Here is a 20,577-nt window from a genome sequence, read left to right on the forward strand (position 1 = left end):
GCGGTGTGGTGAACGGTGAGTCGAGGCGCGGCGCGGCGGCATGAGGCCGCGCCCGCTCCGTGCGGAGAGAACCGGAGCCGGCCGGGTCAGCCGGTCTTCTTCCAGTCCTGGCAGCCCGACGTCTTGAAGTAGGCGTCCGAGGCGTTGATCGTCACTACGGCCGTGCCGTTGACGTTGTTGTTCGCGATGATCGAGTCGATGCCGTGCTCGGCGTCCTTGTCGCGCTCCCAGTAGCAGGAGTCGTCGGTGTTGCCGGTGGACTTGTAGGTGCCCGGGGCGATGTCGGCGCCGACTCGGAACATGCCGCCGTCGCCGGCCATCGTGGAGGCGGGGGAGCCCTTCGCCTTCGGGTCGACGGCCTCCCAGTCGTTGCAGTCGCTCGACTTGAAGAGCTTGTCGGTGGACTTGACCGTGACGTAACTGGCGCCGATGACATTGTCGTTGGCCAACAGCGAGTCCATCTCGCCCGAGGCGTCCTTGGCCCGCTCCCAGTAGCACATCCCGTCGGTGTTGCCGGTGGTGCGGTAGGTGCCGGGCTTTACGTCCGAACCGACCTCGAAGTCGCCGTCCCCCGCGAACGCGACCTTCTTCTCGGCGACCTCCTCCGTGCCGGTGTCCTTGTCCTTCTTGCTGCCGGACTCGCGCTCCGCGGACGCCGAAGAGCCCTTGTCGCTGCCCCCGGAGCCGCCGCCGTCCCCGTTGTCCCCGGAGTTCGCCGAGACGACCCCGATCACGACGATCCCCACGACGGCGCCCAGCGCGACCTTGCCCTTCATGCCCATGGCTGTGTCCCCTCCCCATGCGGCGACTGCCGCCACTCGGCCGTCGCTCGTTCGCTGGGTCAATAAGAGCAGAGCGTGTGAACCGAGTCAACACGATTCACGCTCATCGATGTGTACACGGCCGTGAATGGGTAGATCTTGCTTGCGTCGGTATGCTCGGCGACACACGTAGGGCAGTGGGTTGACGAGGGGAGCCGGGCGGGTGCAGGACAACGCAACTGAGGTGACCGCCGCCGGGATCGCACGGCTCGCCGGCGTCGGCCGCGCGGCCGTCAGCAACTGGCGCCGTCGGCACGCCGACTTCCCCAAGCCCGTCGGCGGTACTGAGACCAGCCCGTCCTTCGCGCTCGCCGAGGTCGAGGCCTGGCTGCGCAAGCAGGGAAAACTCGCCGAGGTCCCACTGCGTGAGCGGGTCTGGCAGCAGCTCGCCGGGCATCCCGAGGGCCCGGTCACCGCCCTCACCCACGCCGGCTGCGTCCTGCTGCTGATCCACGACCGCCCGACGGTCTGGCTGGAGGTGAGCGCCGGCTCCGACGAGCGGCTGGCCGCGATGCTGCCGGCCGCGCTGGAGGAGGTGCTGACACCGAGGTTCGGACCGCCGGCACGGGCCGTGAACACCCGGTCCGCTGTGAACACCTCGCGGTCGGTTCACGCGGCGTCCGGCGCGGACGGACCGGCCGCCGTGAACACCGCGCCACTCGCACACGCGGCCTCCGGTGTTCACACACCCCCCGCCGTGAACACCCCACACCCTGTGAACACCCGGCCCGCAGTTCACGCCCCCACGGGGCCCGCTCTCCTCCCCTCCACCCCCCTCCTGCGCGGCGCCGCCGAGCTCGCGGCCGAGCTGGGCGCCCGGCAGGCGTTCGAGTTCCTGCTCGGCCGGCACCTCGACGCCAACCCGCGCCAGTACACCCTCACCCCCGCCGAACTGGCCGGCCTCATGGCCGACCTCGCCGGCCCCGCCCGCACCGTCCTCGACCCGGCCTGCGGCACCGGCGCCCTCCTGCGCGCCGTCACCCCCCGCCCCGACCAGGAGCTCTACGCCCAGGACAGCGCCCCCGACCTCGCCGCGCTCACCGCGCTCCGCCTCGCGCTGCACACCCGGGCCACCGTGCACGGAGCCGTCGGCGACACCCTGCGCGCCGACGCCCACCCCCGGCTGCACGCCGACGCCGTCCTGTGCCACCCCCCGTTCAACGAGCGCAACTGGGGCCACGACGAGCTCGCCTACGACCCCCGCTGGGAGTACGGCTTCCCGGCCCGCAACGAGTCCGAGCTGGCCTGGGTGCAGCACGCGCTCGCCCGGCTCAAGGACGGCGGCGCCGCCGTACTCCTCATGCCGCCCGCCGCCGCCTCCCGCCGCTCCGGCCGCCGTATCCGCGCCGACCTGCTGCGGCGCGGCGCCCTGCGCGCGGTCATCGCCCTGCCCGTCGGTGCGGCACCGCCGTACAACATCCCGCTCCACCTGTGGGTGCTGCGTCGGCCCGAGAAGGCGCCCGCGCAGCCGGAGGTACTGCTCGCCGACGCGGGGCAGTTCGCCACCGAGGGGCGTGGCGGGCCGGACTGGCGGGCCGTGCGGGAGGCCGTACTCGACGCCTGGCAGGCCTACGACCGGGCCGGCCACTTCGACGAACGGCCGGGCCTGGCCCGCTCGCTGCCCGTCATCGAACTCCTCGACGACGACGTGGACCTCGCCCCCGCCCGCCATCTCCCGCCCGCGACGGCGGCCGACGGCACCGACCAGCTCACGGCCGTACGCGAGCGCCTGGGCGAGACCCTGCGTCTGACCGCCGACCTCACCCCACCGCCCATCGACCCCGCACAGCCCACGCGCTGGCCGCTCACCACCGTCGGCGAACTCGCGCGCGGGGGCGCCCTGGTGATGCGTGCGGGCGGAAACGGCGGCCACGCGCGCGTGCCCGTTCTCACCGACCACGACGTCCTGGCCGGAACCGACCCGTCCGGAACACTTCCCGAGAGCGACGAGGAAGCCGTACTGACGGAGCCGGGAGACGTCGTCGTGCCGGTGCTCGGAGGCGGCTCGGTGGCGCGCGTGATCGACGACGCGACGGGGGGCGCCGCCCTGGGGCGCAACCTCGTGCTCCTGCGCCCCGATCCCACGGCGCTCGACCCCTGGTTCCTCGCCGGCTTCCTGCGCGGCACCGCCAACAACCGCCAGGCCAGCAGTTATGCCTCCACCGCCACCCGCCTGGACGTGCGCCGCCTCCAACTGCCCCGGCTCCCGCTCGACGAACAACGGCGCTACGGCGCGCGCTTCCGCGCACTCGAAGAGTTCGAGCGGGCGCTGAGGCGCGCGGGCCGGCTCGGGGAGCAGCTCGTGCGCGGGATGTACGACGGCCTCACCGACGGGACCGTCGCGCCCGACTGAGGCGGAAGCCGAGCCTCCGCGCGACCCGCACCGCCGTACGAAGTGATCAGCACGACAACGGTTCGGTACAACCCGGGACCGCTTGTCCGTGTCGGCCTATACGCTCGAACTCCGACAGCGAACCGACTCACCTCACTCGCACGTCCGTCCCCATCGGCTTCACCCGGTCCAGGAGCAGTCATGTACGGCCACGGCGCGGCGCCGCCCGCCCGCAGCGCGGGCACCGTCATCACCTTGCGCGTGCTGTTCGCCGCCGTCGGTTTCCTCTCCTGCGGCCTGCTCGCCTGCGCTCCGCTGTTCCGGGTCGCCTTCCTGCGCGGACGGTTGGCCGACTGGGCGATGGCCTGGGTGAGCCTGCCGCTGTCCATCGCGGGCTTCGCGGTGGTCGGCGCGCTCCCGGAGGCGGACGTCAGCACCGACATCGCCCTGGCCCTGGTCCTGTTGCTGGGGCTCTTCAGCAGCGTGTACTTCCTGGTCATCGACATTCGGTTCCACCAGCAGCGGGCACAGTTCACCGGCTACGCGCCGCCTCCCCAGGGCCCGACCCACCACTCCACATACGGCTATCCGCAGCCCGCGTCGCCCTACACCGCCACGCCTGTGCCGCAGCCCCGGCCGCCCGCGCCCCACGCCCACGGAACCGTCGTACCGCCCCCGCCGCCGCAGCGCCCCGCGCCCGCTCGTATCGACCAGGTGCGCGCCGAACTCGACGAGCTCAGCGACTACCTGCGCAAGCACGACGACCACCACAACGGCAACCACGAGGGCGGAAGGTGACCGTGGCGACAGGACGTGTGGTCGCCGGCCGCTACGAACTGTCCACGCTCATCGGGCAGGGCGGCATGGGACAGGTCTGGACGGCCTACGACCAACGGCTCGACCGGCGCGTGGCGGTGAAGCTGCTGCGCCCCGACAAGGTGGCCGGCCAGGAGGCCGACGAACTGCGCCGCCGCTTCGTGCGCGAGTGCCGGGTCACCGCGCAGGTCGACCACCCGGGACTCGTCACGGTGCACGACGCGGGCAGCGAGGGCGAGGAGCTGTTCCTCGTCATGCAGTACGTCGACGGCGCCGACCTCTCCGACCACCTCGCCGAGCACGACCCGTACCCCTGGCAGTGGGCGGTCGCGGTCGCCGCGCAACTCTGCGCCGTGCTGAGCGCCGTGCACGCCGTGCCGATCGTCCACCGCGACCTCAAGCCGCGCAACGTGATGGTGAAGCAGGACGGCACCGTCACCGTCCTCGACCTCGGCGTCGCGTCCGTCATGGACACCGACACGACCCGCCTCACCCACACCGGCTCACCCATCGGCTCGCCCGCCTACATGGCGCCCGAGCAGGCCATGGGTGGCGCGGTCGGCCCGTACACCGACCTGTACGCGCTCGGCGTGCTCCTGCACGAACTCCTCAGCGGCGACGTCCCGTTCGCGGGCTCGACGGCGCTCGGCGTGCTGCACCGGCATCTGTACGAGCCCCCGCTGCCCGTGCGCCGCATCCGCCCCGAAGTCCCGGAGCCGCTCGAAGCGCTCGTCCTGCGCCTGCTCGCCAAGGACCCGCAGCACCGGCCCGCCTCCGCGCAGGACGTGTACGAGGACCTGGCGCTGCTCCTGCCCGCGCGCGGGATGCCCACCGGGGCGCCCCTCGATCCCACACGCCCCTTCCTGCGCCCGCACGCCCCCTGGCCGGACCGCGCGCGCACGCCCGCGCCCCAGCCCGCCCCCGCCACGCCGGTCGCGCCCGCAGCCGAGAAACCGGACGTCGCACGCGCCGTCGACGAGGTCAAGCGCCTGCTCGGCGAGGGCCGCATCACCCAGGCCGTCGACATCCTCGGCGCGATCCTGCCCGCCGCCGCCGAACAGCACGGCGCGCACTCCCCGGTCGTGCGCACCCTGCGCAAGCAGTACGCGGCCACCCTCATGGACGACGGCCAGTACCGGCGCGCGCTGCCCGAACTGCGCCGCCTCGCCGACGAACGCGCCGCCGAGGCCGGCCAGGCCGACCCGCAGTCCCTGCGCTACCGCTACGAAGCCGCCCAGTGCCTGGAACAGCTCGGCGAACCGGCGGCGGCGCTCGCCGAGTACCGCGCGCTCCTGCCGTACTACGAGAACCAGTACGTGGCCGGCGGCCCCGAGCTCTCCCACGACGTCCGCCGTCGCATCGGCCTCCTCCTGCTCGCCCTCGGCGACCGCCCCGCCGCCCACGACACGCTCGCGCGCCTGCTGCACGACGTGGAGCGGCTGCAGGGCCCCGGACACCCGCTCGCGGCGGAGGTCCGCAGGACGCTGCAGTGGCTGGGACAGGTGCGCGGCTAGTTTTTGCCGCTCCCTGAAAGAATCTTGTGCGCTCCTGGGGGCGGTGTTTCCCGAACCGAGGTGCGGCGCGCTAGCTTGCGATCCGTTTCACGCGCCGTGCGCGCTGATGCGTACGCCGTGCGCTCTCCGATGCGCCGCGCGCGCCGTCATCACGCGACGCACCACGCACAACCAGGGGTGGGGTTCACGCATGTCCAGCCATCGTCAGTCGAAGAAGCGCAGATACGTCACATGGACGGTCGCCGGTGCCGCCGTCGCCGCCGGAGCGGGCATCGCCGCGCAGACCTCCATGGCCGCGACCACCTGGCCCGCGCAGAAGACGTACACCGGCCGCGCCTTCGACACCTGCGCCGCACCCTCCCTCTCCGCGATGAAGGCCTGGCACACCGGCTTCTACGGCGCCGCCGCCGTCTACGTGGGCGGCAAGAACCGCGGCTGCTCCCAGCCCAACCTCACCGCCTCCTGGATCAGGTCGGTCAGCACCGTCGGCTGGAAGCTCATCCCGATCTACGTCGGAGCCCAGCCCCCGTGCCAGACCGGCTCCAATCCCGAGAAACTCACCGCCACCACCGCGGCCTCCCTCGGCGCGAGCGACGCCACCGACGCCGTCACCAAGGCGTCCGCCCTCGGCATGAAGGCGGGCAGCCCGATCTACCTCGACATGGAGGCGTACGACATCACGAACACGGCGTGCAACAACGCCGTCCTCACCTACGTGCGCGCCTTCGACAAGGGCCTGCGCGCCAAGACGTACCGAGCGGGCTACTACGGCTTCACCAGCTCCAGCGCGAAGGCGATCGCGAACGCCAAGGACCAGACCGACCTGCCCGGCAACCTCTGGTACGCACTGTGGGACAAGCAGAACACCACCACCGCGGACTGGCCGTTCGGCGCGACCCGGTACACCGGTCACAGCCGCGGCCACCAGTACATGGTCAACAGCAAGGAGACCCGAGGCGGTTACACGATCACCGTGGACCGCGACGCGTGGGACGCCCCGGTGGCCATCACCGGCTGAGCGCGCGGGGCGCGGCGGTGCCCGAAGTCGCGGTGAATCGTTGGTCGAATGGGTTGGCCAGAGCTTGCCCACTGCCTACCATCGATCACCGCAAGACCTTGTGCACCGCCGCACAATCTCCTCGGGAGGCTTCCTTGCACCGCCGCCGTCGCACCGCGCTCCTCCTCACCGCCGCGATCGCCGCGGCCCCCCTCCTCACCGCCTGCGGAAACGATGCGCACCCCGGCGCGGCGGCCGTCGTCGGAGGCCAGCGGATCACCGTCGCGCAGCTCGAGAACAGGGTGAACGAGGTGCGCGAGGCCCAGCGTGCGGTCGTCACGGACGACGCGCAGTACGCGCAGGCCGTCGCCAAGACCGGCACCCTCACCCGCGACACCCTGCACGGCATGGTCCTCGACCAGGTGCTGCACCGCGCCGCCCAGGACGCGGGCGTGACCGTGACCCGCAAGGAGGTCCAGGACATGCGGTCCGGCCTGGAGGAGCAGGCCGGCGGCTCCAAGGGCCTGGAGACGGCCTGGCTGCAGCAGTACGGCATCGCACCGGAACGCCTCGACGACAACCTCCGCCTCCAGCTGGAGGCCCAGAAACTCGCTGCCTCGCTCGGCACCAACACCGGCGACCCCGCCTTCTGGAGCGCCCTCACCAAGGCCTCCGAGGAACTGGACGTCGACCTCAACCCGCGCTACGGCACCTGGGACGCGGAGAAGAGCACCCGCGTCGACGCGAAGACTCCGTGGGTACGGGAAGTCACGACGGCGGGGACCGAGCAGACGGCGTAGCCGGAGGAACGGTACGGCGGGCTCGGGCGAAGGCCGGCCCACCAGCCCTGTGGATAACTCGGGGGAGTGTCCGCACCGTGGGCTACGTTCGGAGAGTGAACGCAACCAGTCCCGAAGCCACCCCCGGCCGCATCGTCCTGCTCACCACCAGCCACCGCGTCGCCCCCGGCCTGCTGTCCTGGCCCGCCTGGCAGGCGCTGCACGCCGCCGACCGTGTGCTGTGCGCGGACGGTACGCACCCGCAGCTGCCGTATCTGCGCGAGGCGGGGATACCGGTCGACGAGGTGTCCCCGACCGCGGAAGAACTGGTCGAGGCATGCGCAGGCGGGCACACCGTGGTCGTCGTGGCGATGGGCGAGGGCGAACCGGCCCTGACGGACGGACTGGCCCGCCTCGCCGGCTCGGGCCGCGTGTCCATGCCCGAACTCGAACTCCTCCCCGCCTCCTACGACCTCCCGGGCGCCCGCCTCCTCGACCTCGTCCAGGTCATGGACCGCATCCGCGCCGAGTGCCCCTGGTCCTCCCAGCAGACCCACAAGGGCCTCGCGAAGTACGGCATCGAGGAGGCGTACGAACTGGTCGAGGCGATCGAGGAGGGCGACCGCGACGAACTCCGCGAGGAACTGGGCGACGTCCTGCTCCAGGTCGTCTTCCACGCCCGCATCGCGGAGGAGGGCGGCCCCGACGATGACGACGCCCCCTTCTCCATCGACGACGTGGCCGCCGGCATCGTCACCAAGCTCATCCACCGCCACCCCCACGTCTTCGGCGACGAGACGGCGACGACCCCCGAGGAAGTCAAGGAGCACTGGCTGCGCACCAAGGCGGTGGAGAAGCAACGGGAGTCGGTGACGGACGGCATCCCCATAGGCCAGCCCGGCCTGGCCCTCGCGGCGAAACTGGCCTCGCGGGTACGGACGGCGGGACTGGAGGTGCCGCTTCCGGCGGGGCAGGGCATCGGGTACGAACTGCTGGCCCTGGCGGTTCGGTCGGAGGCGGCGGGGGTGGATCCGGAGGCGGCTCTGCGGGTTGCCGCGCGGGCCTATCGGGATGCCGTGCGGGCTGCTGAAGGGGTCGACGGTTAGTACCGTTGCCCTTACGGGCGGTGCGAGGCGTGGGGGCTTGTGTGGATGCGGAGTTGGAGGAACTCAGGGACGCACTGCTGGGTGAGGTCCGCAAGTCGCCGGACGCGGCGAGACGGGTCGAGCGGTTGATGAAGCAGTCGGGTATCCCCGAATCGACCGGCGTCTGGAAGTAGCCGACCGAGGCGGACAAGCGGGTGGGGCTGCTGGCGACCCTGCGCAGGGACCACCCGGCGATCCTCTCCGAACTCCGAAGGATCGCCAGGAAGCCCCCGCCCGCGCGCAGTACGACCAACACCGTCCCCGGCGGAACCGCCCAAAGCCCCCTCACCCGGGCTGACCGCATAGCCTCGGTCCCGGTCGGTGACCAAGTCGCCGGAGACCACCTCGACTTCCGCAACAGCACTTTCCACGACCGGGTCGTCGGCGTGCAGCACAACCACTACGGCCCTGTCTCCGCCCCGGCGGAGTGGCGGCCGGTCGGTGAGGTGGGCGCCGTCGAGTTCGGCGTACGCCCGACCCGGCACGTGCCCGGGCTGCCCGACGTACCGCCGTATGTCACGCGGGACTGTGACGAGGACCTGCGCGCCAAGCTCGCCCACCACGGCCTGGTGCTGATCCTGGGCGAGCGGTACGCGGGCAAGTCGTACACAGCGTGGCATGCGGTGCGGTCGTTGGCGGACCACCGGCTGTACGCGCCGGACCCCGGCGAGGACCTGCGCGACCTGGTCGCCGCGCTGAAGGGCAGGCCCGGGAAGTACGTCGTGTGGCTGGACGAGTTGACCGACCATCTCGGTGAAGGCGCCCTGGAACCACGGCTGTTGGGGCGGCTCACCAGCCACGGCGCGGTCGTTCTCGGCACGATGAGCCCCGACGAGTACTACCGCCGCCGTGCCGGGATCGCCCCCGGCGACCGGGTCGTCGCCATGGCCCGCACGGTGGAGCTGCCGCGCGAGTGGAGCGAGGCCGAACTGGCACGGCTGGCGGCACACGACGACGATCCGCGTGCCTACCCGGCATACATGTGGAGCGGCAAGGAGGGCGCGGCCTCCTACTTCGCGATCGGGCACCTGCTGTTCGACGAGTGGAGACGCGCCGGAACACGACGGGAGCATCCGCGAGGGCGGTCGCTGGTGAGGGCCGCGGTCGATCTCGCCCGGTGCGGGGTCATGGGAGCGGTACGGGTCGACCTGCTCAGGGAGGTCCAGGAGCAGTACGGAACGGAGGAGCGCGAGTCGTTCGAGGACGCCCTCGCCTGGGCGACGGCACCGAAGTTCGGCGCCTCGGGACTGCTCGTGCAGGGTGACGAGGGCGGTACCTGGCGGGCGTACGGGGCGCTCGTCGCGGAGGCGCTGAGGTCGGACGACCTGGAGCCGGTGCCGGACGCGGTGTGGTGGATGCTGCTGGACGCGACAGAGGGAGACGCGCTGAACCAAGACGCCGTCGTCAATGCGGCACGCACCGCGCTGCGACCTCGTATCGAAAGAGGGGAGGCGGAGGTGATGTTCCGCCTCGGCATCTACATCGGCGGCGACGACGGCGAAGCACTGGCGCGCCGTGCGGCTGATGTGGGACACCAGCAGGCGGTGGAGTACATGGCGAGACGCCTGCTGAATCGGGGCGCCGAGGGCGACGCACTTCCTTATCTGGAGGCTGCCGCGAGCAGCGGCATCTCCTGGGCCGGGCTTGAGCTCGGGCGGATACACGGTGACCGTGCCGAGCACTGGCTACGGGAGGCCGCCAAGGCGGGGGACGTGGAAGCTGCGCGCCTGCTGGGAGAGCTGCTCATGGGCAAGGCGGGACACGAGAACCAGACAGGGGCCATGCACTGGTGCCTGACCGCATACGAGGCCGGAGACATCTCGGCGGCGGTCTTGCTCGGGAGGCAGCGCCAAGGTGACGGGGACGCGGAGTCAGCCGAGATGTGGTACCGGCGTGCCTCCGACGCCGGGGACATGCAGGGCATGCACTACCTCGGGGTCCTGCTCCAGTTGAGGGGCGGCGAGAGTGCTAAGGAGGGGACGGAGCTGCGCCGCCGGGCTGCCGGGGACGACAAACCAAGGCCCGGACCCACCACAGCGGGTTGAAGGCCCCCACGCCGTACATACGAAGCCGGAGCCCCAAGGCGGGCCCGCAACCACAGCCCCGCACTGCGGATACCGTCAAGGAGTAGCCAACCAGGCCCACTCCACGACCCCGCCTCCCGCCCCCGAACTCCTCACCTGAGAGTTCGCCACCAACCCCTGCCCCGCCTACGCCTGACTCCGCGAGCACGCGCCCGTGCACTGGGCCAAGCTCCCCAGCGGTGTGGAGGCCTGGCTGGTCGCCCGTTACGTCGACGCCAAGCAGGCCCATGGCGAGAAGCGCGAGCCGCGGGATCCCGTCAAGGAGTGACCTGTCGGTCGGCGGTGAACTCCACAGGGAGGTTCCGTAGTCCACGCATGATCAGTCCGCCTCGCCAGCGCAAGTCCGTGGGAGCAGCGGCAAGTTGGAGATCGGGGAGACGGCGCAGCAAGGTGGCCAGTGCGGTGCGGCCTTCGAGACGGGCGAGTGGGGCGCCGATGCAGTAGTGGATGCCATGTCCGTAGCCGAGGTGTTGGTTGTCCCTGCGGGAGAGGTCGAGTGTGTCCGGCTCGTCGAAACGGGCGGGATCACGGTCGGCGGCGGCGAGGACCACGAGTACGGGATCACCGGAAGTGATGTGTTGTTCGCCGATTTCGAGGGGCTCGGTCGCGTAGCGCCAGGTGGCCAGTTCGACAGGGCCGTCGTATCGGAGGAGCTCTTCGATGCCGGTGTCGAGCAGTTCCTGTTCGCCACGTTCGATCGACTTCTGTAGTTGCGCCCGCTGTTTTGGATTGCGCAGCAGCGCGTACGTGCCGTTGCCGATCAAGTTGATAACAGTCTCAAAACCAGCGAACAAAAGCACGAAACACATGGCCGCGGCCTCGTTCTCGGTGAGGTGCTCGCCGTGGTCGGAGGCGCGGATGAGCCCGGAGATCAGGTCTTCGCCTGGGCCGGGAGTGTCCGGGAGTGCCTCCCGTTTGCGGTGGATCAGCTCGGCGAGATAGCCGCGCATCTTCTTCACGGACCGCGCGACACCGCCCCTCGGCCCTCCCTGGTGCCGGATCATCATCCCCGCCCAGTCCCGGAAGTCGTCCTGGTCCTCGCGGGGGACGCCGAGCAGGTCGCAGATGGCGTAGATGGGGAGGGGGAACGCGAACTCGTGAATGAGGTCGGCACTTCCGGTCTGCGCGAACTGGTCGATGAGGTGGTCGGTCAGCTCTTGGACCCGGGGCGCGAATTCGGCCACGCGGCGGGGTGTGAACGCCTTGGAGACGAGCCGACGGAGTCGCGTGTGGTCAGGTGGGTCGATGTTGAGCAGGTGGGTCATGAGGTTGGCGCTGCGCTCTCCGGGGATGCCCGTCTTGCTCTTGCCGCGGGCGTCTTCGGAATGGTGCACGGGGTTCTTGGAGAGCCGCTGGTCGGCGAGTGCCTGCTTGGCGTCTGCGTACCGGGTGACCAACCAGGCCTCCACCCCGCTGGGGAGCGTGGTGCGGTGCACGGGCGAATGCTCGCGGAGCCACGCGTAGGCGGGGTAGGGGTCGGTGGCGAACTCCCAGGTGAAGAGTTCGGGTTCGCTATGTGGGGCGTTCACGCGATGACGGTACCGGGAGCCGTGTTGCGTGGATGAGGACGCCGAACCGTTCTGTGCAATTCCCCTTCAACTGCACAGAGCGGCAGGTAAAGTTCCCCAAACGGCACCGGCCCCTGAGCACTTGTAGCAGCGCAAAGGAGCCGGAACCTTCCCGGCGGTGCTCGAACACCCCGGGGACGGAACAGTCTCGGAGGACTGAACATGCCCATTGTGGCACGCCCATGCCTTGCCGCCCCGGCGTCCGTAGTCGTCGCCAAGTACGCACGCGTTTCCACCCTCGGCCAGCTCGACGGCTTCGGGCTCGAAGACCAGGACAAGGTCTCCAACGGATGGCTCGACCGACATCCTGAAGTCACCCTCTACGGCTCCTACGTGGACGAAGCCGTGTCCGGGACTCTGGAGAGCCGCCCCGAGATGGACCGTCTCGTCGCTGACGCGCACCAACAGCGCTTCAACCGCATCCTCGTCCCCAAGGTCGACCGCATCGGGCGTACAGCCCGAGCCGCCTACCAGTGGGCCTGGAACATGGCTGACATCGGCATTTACTTCATCTCGGTCACCGAAGGCATCGACACCAGCACCGAAGAGGGCTGGCAGCAGTTCATGAGGTACGTCACCTTCTCCGAGATGGACTGGCTACGCATCAAGGAGCGCACCGTCGCAGGCCGAGAGCTGAAGATCAGCTACGGCGGCTGGCCCGGTGGCTCGGCTCCCTACGGCTACAGGATCGAGAAGGACACCAAGGAAGTCGACGGACGCCGTAAACGCTTGTCGGTCCTTGTTACCGACGCTCACGAGGCCATGGTCCTCGCCGTCGCCGCGGAATTTATCGTCGACCAGGGCATGAACCTCACGGAGGCTTGTGAGGAACTCAACAACCGCAAGCTCTTCGCCCGCAGCGGTGTCCCCTGGAGCGTCGGCAACCTCCGCAACCGCCTCCACGGCGAAACCATTCACGACGGTTACGTGGTCTACCGAAAGACCGATCGCGGCAACGGGAAGAACGCCACCCTTCGTTGCGCCGACGGCACCCCCGTCCACGGTGACCAGGTCAGAATCGGCGTCCCGCCCATCTTCTCCGAGGAGCGGGCCGCACAGCTAATGGCTGCTCTGAAGGATCTCGGCTTCCGGAACGGTCGGCGCGGCAATGGCGTCTACCCCCTCACCGGACGGATTCACGGCACGTGCGGCGAGGTGTACACGGGAGCCGGTAGGGGCGCTGAACGGTCGTACCGCTGCAAGGGAGGTCTCAAGGATCCCTCGTGCCGCGAGCCCGTCTTTGAGGCGGATGACATCGAGGGCGCCGTCTGGGAGGAGCTGGCCGGGCTTCTCGATGCCGAAGGGCATCCACGGGACCTGGTGGCTGCCGAACGAGTGGGCAGCCTCCCCGGAGGCAAGGAGAAGTACGAGAAGCGCGTCGCCGAGTTCACGGCCAGAATCGCCGAACAGGAGCACCTGATCGAGGTGCGTATTCCCGAGTACGTACGCGCCGGCGTCGACCCGGCGATGCTCAAGGCCTCCATCACGGCACTTGAGGCCGAACTGGCGGAATTTCGGGAGCAACGCAAGTTCGCCCAGCAGTGGTTGGAGGCGTACAGCGAGCACGAACGCCGGGAGCGCGATCTCGTCGGCATCGCGACCAGTGCCAAGGAGCGGCTGGAGAACCTGACGCTGGAGGAGCGCAGGAAGGTCTTCGACATGTTCGACGTGAAGGTCGTCATCGGCGATGCGACCATCCTCGGCAAGCCCGGCGGAAGGTGTGCTGTCAGCGAGTGGCACTGGACGACCGGCACGAAGGTGCCACCGGACCCTGACGACGAGCAGTGGGAGAAGGTGCTGGAGGTGCTGCGGCCGTACTTCACCAAGCGTCACTTCACGAGTAAGTACGACATCCGTCTCCAGTTCGAGGGGATGCTCCACCGGCTTCGCCATGGCCTCTCCTGGGGTGACATGCCCCTTATTTGGGGACCCGTCGACCCGATTCGTGAGCGGCAACTTTCCTGGTGGAAAAAGGGCGCATGGCCGGAGGTCATGAAGAGTCTGGATGCCGACACCGCTGGAGTCGATGCGTACAGGCGGCCGTCCCTGCCGCCGCTCGCGGTGACGGCTCAGCTCAGGGCCGGCCTGCTCGCGGACGTCCGCGAGTGACCCCGCCCCAGCACCGCAAAGGTGACACGCACTCAACTCTGTGATCTTCACGTGATCTACGCGGCATTAACTTGTGACAAGTGATCGACTGCCTATACGTTCACGAACCAGCGTGACGACCCGCATCACCCTGCATTGCCTCGCATCACTCCGCATCGCCCGTCGCGCTGGTCCTTGCTGTCTCGGGAAAGGCCCCCACATGCTCTCCGGGAACGGTCGTCACCGTCGCCCTCGTCAGGCCCCGGCTCTCCTCGTCGCGGCCGGCGTGACCGGATCCGCCATCGCGATCCCGCTGCTCGGTGCGACCGGGGCCAGCGCGGCCACCAGCACCACGTGGGACCAGGTCGCGAACTGCGAGAGCGGCGGCTCCTGGAGTGCGAACGACGGCAACGGCTACTACGGCGGGCTCCAGATGTCCCAGGCCAACTGGGAGAAGTACGGCGGCCTCGACTTCGCCGAGACCGCCGACCAGGCCAGCCGCAACCAGCAGATAGCCGTCGCCGAGAAGCTCCTCGCGGACCAGGGCATCGCCGCCTGGCCGACCTGCGGTCTGCTCGCCGGTCTCAGCAAGGACGACGCCTCGACCGACGTCGACACCGGTGTGGCGAGCGAGACACCCTCGACCTCGGCGTCCGACTCGTCTGGTTCATCCGGTTCGTCCGGTTCTTCGGGCTCGGCCGGCAAGTCCAATTCCTCCGATTCATCGGACTCTTCCGGCCTGCTCGACTCGGTGTCCGGCTCGTCCGCGGGGTCCTCCCCGTCGTCGTCCGCCTCCACTGGCGCTGACACCGACAAGCCGGTCAAGTCGGACAAGTCCAGCGCTGTCGACCCCGATGCGCAGCCTTCCGACAGCTCACCCACAGTGGTGACGAAGGGTGAGGAATCGGACAAGTCCTGGCAGGAGGGCGGCTCTTCCGCCCTGGTCGACATCGGCTCCCTCGGCTCCGGCAAGCACCGGGGCGGCAGCGCCGACGAGGATGCGGCCGACGACGGCGACACCGCCTCCAGTGGCCGTCACGCCGCCGACACCTACACGGTCCAGGAAGGCGACTCCCTCGCCTCCATCGCCGACTCCCTTGGCCTCGACGGCGGATGGCGCGCCCTCTATGCCGAGAACAAGGCCCTCATCGGAGCCGACCCGAGCGATATCGCTCCCGGTCAGACCCTCGACACGGCGATTCGATAGGGGCGGAACGTCCGGAAAAACACCGGGAGTTCACGTCACAATTCGCTCCGGAATGTCCGGTTTGGTGAAAGTGTGGGATGAGTCTCAGAAGCCCTGATCGTCTTTGAAATTCCGCCGATCGCCTGTCTACGGTCATCACCGCTCGCCAACACGAGCCCCGTCTGCCGCAACGCCGAATCCTGCCAGCGGCCGTACGGGAACAGTCGTCGCTTAACAGCGCCGTAGGCAGGAGCGGGGGACCCAAGGTAAGTGCCGGGCCCAGCAGTTGAGGCAACTCGCGGCTGGAACCGGCTTGGGGTTAAGCCGCGCACCGGGAGGTGCGCGGCCGGGCAACTCAACCGGCCCGAACCCGACAGCTCACCTCGCAGGCGTCGGTGAGGGGATCAACCATGCTGTTTTCCGGCAAGGGCAAGCACCGTCGTCCGTCCAAGGCCACCCGGGCCGCCGCGATCGCCGGTGTCACCGGTGTCGCCATCGCCGCCCCGCTGATGGCGGCCGGCAACGCCTCCGCCGCCACCGCCTCCGAGTGGGACACCGTCGCCCAGTGCGAGTCCGGCGGCAACTGGTCCATCAACACCGGCAACGGCTACTACGGCGGTCTGCAGTTCTCCGCCTCCACCTGGGCCGCGTACGGCGGCAGCGCCTACGCCTCCACCGCCGACCAGGCCTCCAAGTCCGAGCAGATAGCGGTCGCCGAGAAGGTCCTCGCCTCCCAGGGCAAGGGTGCCTGGCCGTCCTGTGGCGTGGGCCTGTCGAGCGCCTCCTACAGCGGCTCCAGCTCCTCGGACAGCGGCAGCTCCTCGAGCAGCGACAGCACCGCCACCCGTTCGACCGAGCAGCAGACCTCGCGCTCCACCGAGCGTCCGGCCGCCAAGAAGACCGTCACCACCCCGACCGGTGAGAAGGTCAAGAAGGGCGACGGCGAGTACAAGGTCGTCAAGGGTGACACCCTCAGCTCCATCGCCGAGGAGCACGACGTCAAGGGCGGCTGGGCGAAGCTGTTCAAGCTGAACAAGGACATCGTCGAGGACGCCGACCTCATCTACCCGGGTCAGCAGCTCCACCTCAAGTAAGGCCCAGCTGAACCACAGCGCCCTCACATCCGTGGTCCTCATACTGAAGGCCTCGTGAGGGTCCCCCCGTCCCCACGGGCTCCCCGCTCCGGTGCGTGTTCCCCCGTACGCACCGGGGCGGGGCTTTTTTCTGCCCGGTTTCCAGGAGTGTCTTTGTTCCGTTCGGAAACAATTTACTCTCGGTTCTGTCCACGGGGCGGTCGACCGGCTGGTGGATCCCCCGCAGGCGGTTAGGCTCGTCTCGCAGAGCCATCGCGACACTGCGTACCCGCGTCACATTGAAGAAGGAGATGCTCGTGCCGTCCATCGACGTCGTCGTAGCCCGGGAAATCCTGGACTCCCGAGGCAACCCCACGGTCGAGGTCGAGGTCGGCCTCGACGACGGCAGCACGGGTCGTGCCGCCGTCCCCTCCGGCGCCTCCACGGGCGCCTTCGAGGCCATCGAGCTGCGCGACGGTGACCCGAACCGCTACCTGGGCAAGGGTGTCGAGAAGGCAGTCCTCGCCGTCATCGAGCAGATCGGCCCGGAGCTCGTCGGCTACGACGCCACCGAGCAGCGCCTGATCGACCAGGCGATGTTCGACCTGGACGCCACCGACAACAAGGCCTCGCTCGGCGCCAACGCCATCCTCGGCGTCTCGCTCGCCGTCGCCCACGCCGCCTCCGAGGCCAGCGACCTCCCGCTCTTCCGCTACCTGGGCGGCCCGAACGCGCACCTGCTGCCCGTTCCGATGATGAACATCCTGAACGGCGGCTCGCACGCCGACTCCAACGTGGACATCCAGGAGTTCATGATCGCCCCGATCGGCGCGGAGTCCTTCTCCGAGGCCCTGCGTTGGGGCGCCGAGGTCTACCACACCCTCAAGAAGGTGCTGAAGACCAAGGGCCTGTCCACGGGCCTCGGCGACGAGGGCGGCTTCGCCCCGAACCTGGAGTCCAACCGCGCCGCCCTCGACCTCATCGTCGAGGCCATCAAGCAGGCCGGTTACGTCCCCGGTGAGCAGATCGCGCTCGCGCTCGACGTCGCCGCGTCCGAGTTCTACAAGGACGGCAAGTACGAGTTCGAGGGCAAGTCCCGCTCGGCCGCCGAGATGACCGAGTACTACGAGGAGCTCGTCTCCGCGTATCCGCTCGTCTCCATCGAGGACCCGCTGTTCGAGGACGACTGGGCCGGCTGGAAGGTCATCACCGACAAGCTGGGCGACAAGGTCCAGATCGTCGGCGACGACCTCTTCGTCACCAACCCGGAGCGCCTGGCCCGCGGCATCGAGGAGGGCTCCGCCAACGCCCTGCTCGTCAAGGTCAACCAGATCGGCTCGCTGACCGAGACCCTGGACGCCGTCGAGATGGCCCAGCGCAACGGCTTCAAGTGCATGATGTCCCACCGCTCCGGCGAGACCGAGGACGTCACCATCGCCGACCTCGCCGTCGCGGTGAACTGCGGCCAGATCAAGACCGGCGCCCCGGCCCGCTCGGACCGTGTCGCCAAGTACAACCAGCTGCTGCGCATCGAGGAGATCCTCGACGACGCCGCGGTGTACGCCGGCCGCAGCGCCTTCCCGCGCTTCAAGGGCTGAGCCTTCCCGCGCGTCCGCTCTGCGGACCACGGGCACAGCAAGGGCTGAGCTCAGCAGGGTCAAGCCTTAGCCAGTCGTACGTACGTCCCCGTACCCGGTCCCGTACCGTGTGCGGGGACGTACGCACGTGGAAGGGGAGGCGGAGAGCCGATGGCCGTGAAGGACCGCGACCGTTTCTCCACCGCGACCAGGATCAAGCTGCTCGGCGAGCAGACCGCGGCCCGTGTCTACCGCTCCCAGACCAAGCGGCAGGCCCGCCGCTCCCGGCTCACCGGCCGGGCCGCGCTCCTCGCTCTGGTCCTGTGCACGCTGGTGGTGGCGCTGGCCTATCCCATAAGGCAGTACGTGTCCCAGCGCGCCGAGATCGCCGACCTCCAGCAGGAGCAGGAGCAGGCCAGGCAGCGGGTCGAGCAGCTGCGCGACCTCAAGGCGCGGTGGAAGGACGACGCGTACGCGGAGCAGCAGATCCGGCAGCGGCTGCATTATGTGATGCCGGGGGAGACGGGTTTCATCGTCGTCGACCCGGACGCCGCCAAGCAGTCCCGCGCCGACCTCGGGACGGCAGACCGCCCCTGGTACGCGAACGTCTGGGACGGCGTCGACAAGTCCGACGCCTCCGACCGATGACGGATGACGGATAGCAGAAAGACAACCTCAGGACCGATGGAAACGCCCCCGCCGACCACACCTCGCACCGAGCCCACCGACGCGGACGTCGAGGCCTTCAAGCAGCAGCTCGGGCGCCCGCCGCGCGGCCTGCGCGCGATCGCGCACCGGTGCCCGTGCGGGCAGCCGGACGTCGTGGAGACCGCGCCGCGGCTGCCCGACGGCACGCCCTTCCCGACGACGTACTACCTGACGTGTCCGCGCGCCGCCTCGGCGATCGGCACCCTGGAGGCGAACGGCGTCATGAAGGAGATGACGGAGCGGCTGCAGACCGACCCGGAACTCGCCGCCGCGTATCGCTCCGCGCACGAGGACTACATCGCGCGCCGGGACGCCATCGAGGTCCTGGAGGGCTTCCCGAGCGCGGGCGGGATGCCGGACCGGGTGAAGTGTCTGCATGTGCTGGTGGGGCACTCCCTGGCCGCGGGCCCGGGCGTCAACCCGCTGGGCGACGAGGCGATCGCGATGCTGCCGGAGTGGTGGCGCAAGGGGGCGTGTGTGGTGCCGGGTGGCGCTGAGGAGTGACCCTCGGGGCAGTCCCGTCCCTGGGGGCGGCAGGCCCCAGACCCCCGCTTCGGCCCTGAACGGGCCTCGTCCTCAAACGCCGGACGGGCGGCTGGATACAGCTGACCGGCGCTCGCAAGCTCACGCAGGAGGCTCCACCATGACCCGCGTCGCCGCCATCGACTGCGGTACGAACTCCATCCGGCTCCTCGTCGCCGACGCGGACCCGGAGACGGGTGAACTCGTCGACCTGGACCGGCGTATGACCATCGTGCGGCTCGGGCAGGGCGTCGACCGCACCGGGCGGCTCGCCCCCGAGGCGCTGGAGCGGACCTTCGCCGCCTGCCGTGAGTACGCGGCGGTCGTCAAGGAGCACGGCGCCGAGCGGCTCCGTTTCGTCGCCACCTCCGCGTCCCGGGACGCGGAGAACCGGGACGAGTTCGTGCGCGGGGTGCTGGACATCCTGGGCGTCGAGCCGGAGGTCATCACCGGCGACCAGGAGGCGGAGTTCTCCTTCACAGGGGCGACCAAGGAGCTCAAGGGGCGGGACGACCTCACCAAGCCCTACCTGGTCGTGGACATCGGCGGCGGCTCGACCGAGTTCGTCGTCGGGGACGACCACGTGCGGGCGGCGCGCTCGGTCGACGTCGGGTGTGTGCGGATGACCGAGCGGCATCTCGTACAGGAAGGTGCGGTCACCGACCCGCCCACCGACGCGCAGATCGCCGCCATGCGCGCCGACATCGAGGCCGCCCTCGACCTCGCCGAGGAGACGGTTCCGCTGCGCGAGGCGCACACGCTGGTCGGGCTCGCCGGGTCCGTCACCACTGTGTCGGCGATCGCCCAGGAGCTGCCCGAGTACGACTCGGAGGCCATCCACCACTCCCGTGTCTCCCACGACCGGGTCCGCGAGATCACCGAGTGGCTGCTGCACTCCACGTACGCCGAACGCGCGGCCGTCCCCTCCATGCATCCGGGGCGCGTCGACGTCATCGCCGCGGGGGCCCTCGTACTGCTCTCGATCATGGAGCGGATCGGGGCCGAGGAGGTCGTCGTGAGCGAGCACGACATCCTCGACGGCATCGCGTGGTCGGTGGCGTAGGTCTCCTTTGTTACCGATCGGTAGCTTCCGATTGAGCAGGTCGGATAACGTATGAGCGCCCCCGAGGGGGCCTTCGGAACCCCTCGGTGACATGTCGCCGGAAAACTTCGTGAAGTTCTTCACAAGGAATTCCGTCCTGCCGGAGCAGGAAAAGGGTCCGGTTGACCCTTCCGGGGGTCCGACAGGCCCTTGAACGTGTTCAGAAGGGTGGCGCACCATCAACTCGGGAGGGGTGCGCGGGAGATCGTTTCGGGGCACTCACAGGAGGCCCCGCGACCCGGAGAGGCAGCTCACGCGGCATTGA

Annotated in this window: 17 protein-coding genes, 1 pseudogene and 1 riboswitch; of the genes and pseudogenes, 16 read left to right on the forward strand and 2 right to left on the reverse strand. The window is 69.6% G+C overall.

Annotation, left to right across the window (positions count from 1 at the left end; genetic code table 11):
• Nucleotides 1-86: 86 nt before the first annotated feature.
• The gene (locus IG08_RS0118800; protein ID WP_030603410.1) at nt 87-782 is read right to left on the reverse strand and encodes a hypothetical protein; all 696 of its coding nucleotides are present in this window, start codon (nt 780-782) and stop codon (nt 87-89) included.
• A 202-nt stretch (nt 783-984) separates the two neighbouring features.
• Between IG08_RS0118800 and IG08_RS0118805 the strand changes: the two genes are divergently transcribed.
• The 9 genes and pseudogenes from IG08_RS0118805 to IG08_RS63025 all read left to right on the forward strand — a co-directional run.
• Nucleotides 985-3,174 (forward strand): N-6 DNA methylase, encoded by a 2,190-nt coding sequence (locus tag IG08_RS0118805; protein ID WP_030603412.1) that lies wholly within the window; start codon nt 985-987, stop codon nt 3,172-3,174.
• A 180-nt stretch (nt 3,175-3,354) separates the two neighbouring features.
• Nucleotides 3,355-3,951 (forward strand): hypothetical protein, encoded by a 597-nt coding sequence (locus IG08_RS0118810; RefSeq protein WP_030603414.1) that lies wholly within the window; start codon nt 3,355-3,357, stop codon nt 3,949-3,951.
• A 17-nt stretch (nt 3,952-3,968) separates the two neighbouring features.
• Nucleotides 3,969-5,483, forward strand: coding sequence for a serine/threonine-protein kinase (locus IG08_RS0118815; RefSeq protein WP_261725329.1), 1,515 nt, complete (start codon nt 3,969-3,971; stop codon nt 5,481-5,483).
• A gap of 190 nt (nt 5,484-5,673) precedes the next feature.
• The gene (locus IG08_RS0118820; protein ID WP_030603419.1) at nt 5,674-6,501 is read left to right on the forward strand and encodes a glycoside hydrolase domain-containing protein; all 828 of its coding nucleotides are present in this window, start codon (nt 5,674-5,676) and stop codon (nt 6,499-6,501) included.
• Between the two features lie 134 nt (nt 6,502-6,635).
• Nucleotides 6,636-7,280 (forward strand): SurA N-terminal domain-containing protein, encoded by a 645-nt coding sequence (locus IG08_RS0118825; RefSeq protein ID WP_030603421.1) that lies wholly within the window; start codon nt 6,636-6,638, stop codon nt 7,278-7,280.
• Nucleotides 7,281-7,375: 95 nt separating this feature from the next.
• Complete coding sequence (locus IG08_RS0118830; RefSeq protein WP_030603424.1) at nt 7,376-8,365, forward strand: nucleoside triphosphate pyrophosphohydrolase; 990 nt, start codon at nt 7,376-7,378, stop codon at nt 8,363-8,365.
• Between the two features lie 41 nt (nt 8,366-8,406).
• Entirely contained in the window at nt 8,407-8,538 is a 132-nt protein-coding gene (locus tag IG08_RS62490; RefSeq protein ID WP_267964968.1) for a hypothetical protein, read from the forward strand.
• Nucleotides 8,539-8,559: 21 nt separating this feature from the next.
• Complete coding sequence (locus IG08_RS0118840; RefSeq protein WP_030603427.1) at nt 8,560-10,449, forward strand: tetratricopeptide repeat protein; 1,890 nt, start codon at nt 8,560-8,562, stop codon at nt 10,447-10,449.
• Nucleotides 10,403-10,744 (forward strand): annotated as a pseudogene (locus IG08_RS63025) (hypothetical protein); the annotation flags it as partial. The gene IG08_RS0118840 and the pseudogene IG08_RS63025, both read left to right, overlap by 47 nt.
• 1 nt (nt 10,745) lies before the next feature.
• On the opposite strand, the gene IG08_RS0118850 reads toward IG08_RS63025, so the two are convergent.
• The gene (locus IG08_RS0118850; RefSeq protein WP_030603432.1) at nt 10,746-12,017 is read right to left on the reverse strand and encodes a cytochrome P450 family protein; all 1,272 of its coding nucleotides are present in this window, start codon (nt 12,015-12,017) and stop codon (nt 10,746-10,748) included.
• A gap of 201 nt (nt 12,018-12,218) precedes the next feature.
• Between IG08_RS0118850 and IG08_RS0118855 the strand changes: the two genes are divergently transcribed.
• From IG08_RS0118855 to IG08_RS0118885, 7 genes are all read left to right on the forward strand, one after another.
• Nucleotides 12,219-14,165, forward strand: coding sequence for a recombinase family protein (locus tag IG08_RS0118855; protein ID WP_030603435.1), 1,947 nt, complete (start codon nt 12,219-12,221; stop codon nt 14,163-14,165).
• A 199-nt stretch (nt 14,166-14,364) separates the two neighbouring features.
• Nucleotides 14,365-15,351 (forward strand): LysM peptidoglycan-binding domain-containing protein, encoded by a 987-nt coding sequence (locus IG08_RS0118860; protein WP_030603436.1) that lies wholly within the window; start codon nt 14,365-14,367, stop codon nt 15,349-15,351.
• Nucleotides 15,352-15,558: 207 nt separating this feature from the next.
• A riboswitch (cyclic di-AMP (ydaO/yuaA leader) is annotated at nt 15,559-15,737 on the forward strand.
• Between the two features lie 3 nt (nt 15,738-15,740).
• Entirely contained in the window at nt 15,741-16,424 is a 684-nt protein-coding gene (locus IG08_RS0118865) for a LysM peptidoglycan-binding domain-containing protein (RefSeq protein WP_030603439.1), read from the forward strand.
• Nucleotides 16,425-16,714: 290 nt separating this feature from the next.
• Nucleotides 16,715-18,001 (forward strand): phosphopyruvate hydratase, encoded by a 1,287-nt coding sequence (eno, locus tag IG08_RS0118870; protein WP_030603442.1) that lies wholly within the window; start codon nt 16,715-16,717, stop codon nt 17,999-18,001.
• Between the two features lie 150 nt (nt 18,002-18,151).
• The gene (locus tag IG08_RS0118875) at nt 18,152-18,628 is read left to right on the forward strand and encodes an FtsB family cell division protein (RefSeq protein ID WP_030603445.1); all 477 of its coding nucleotides are present in this window, start codon (nt 18,152-18,154) and stop codon (nt 18,626-18,628) included.
• A 36-nt stretch (nt 18,629-18,664) separates the two neighbouring features.
• Nucleotides 18,665-19,192 (forward strand): DUF501 domain-containing protein, encoded by a 528-nt coding sequence (locus IG08_RS0118880; RefSeq protein ID WP_030603449.1) that lies wholly within the window; start codon nt 18,665-18,667, stop codon nt 19,190-19,192.
• A gap of 139 nt (nt 19,193-19,331) precedes the next feature.
• Nucleotides 19,332-20,273 carry a Ppx/GppA phosphatase family protein gene (locus tag IG08_RS0118885; RefSeq protein WP_030603452.1) on the forward strand — a complete coding sequence of 314 codons (942 nt, stop codon included), beginning with the start codon at nt 19,332-19,334 and terminating at the stop codon, nt 20,271-20,273.
• Nucleotides 20,274-20,577 lie beyond the last annotated feature (304 nt).

The sequence above is a fragment of the Streptomyces fulvoviolaceus genome, assembly GCF_000718165.1.
In the GTDB taxonomy this organism is placed as follows: domain Bacteria; phylum Actinomycetota; class Actinomycetes; order Streptomycetales; family Streptomycetaceae; genus Streptomyces; species Streptomyces fulvoviolaceus.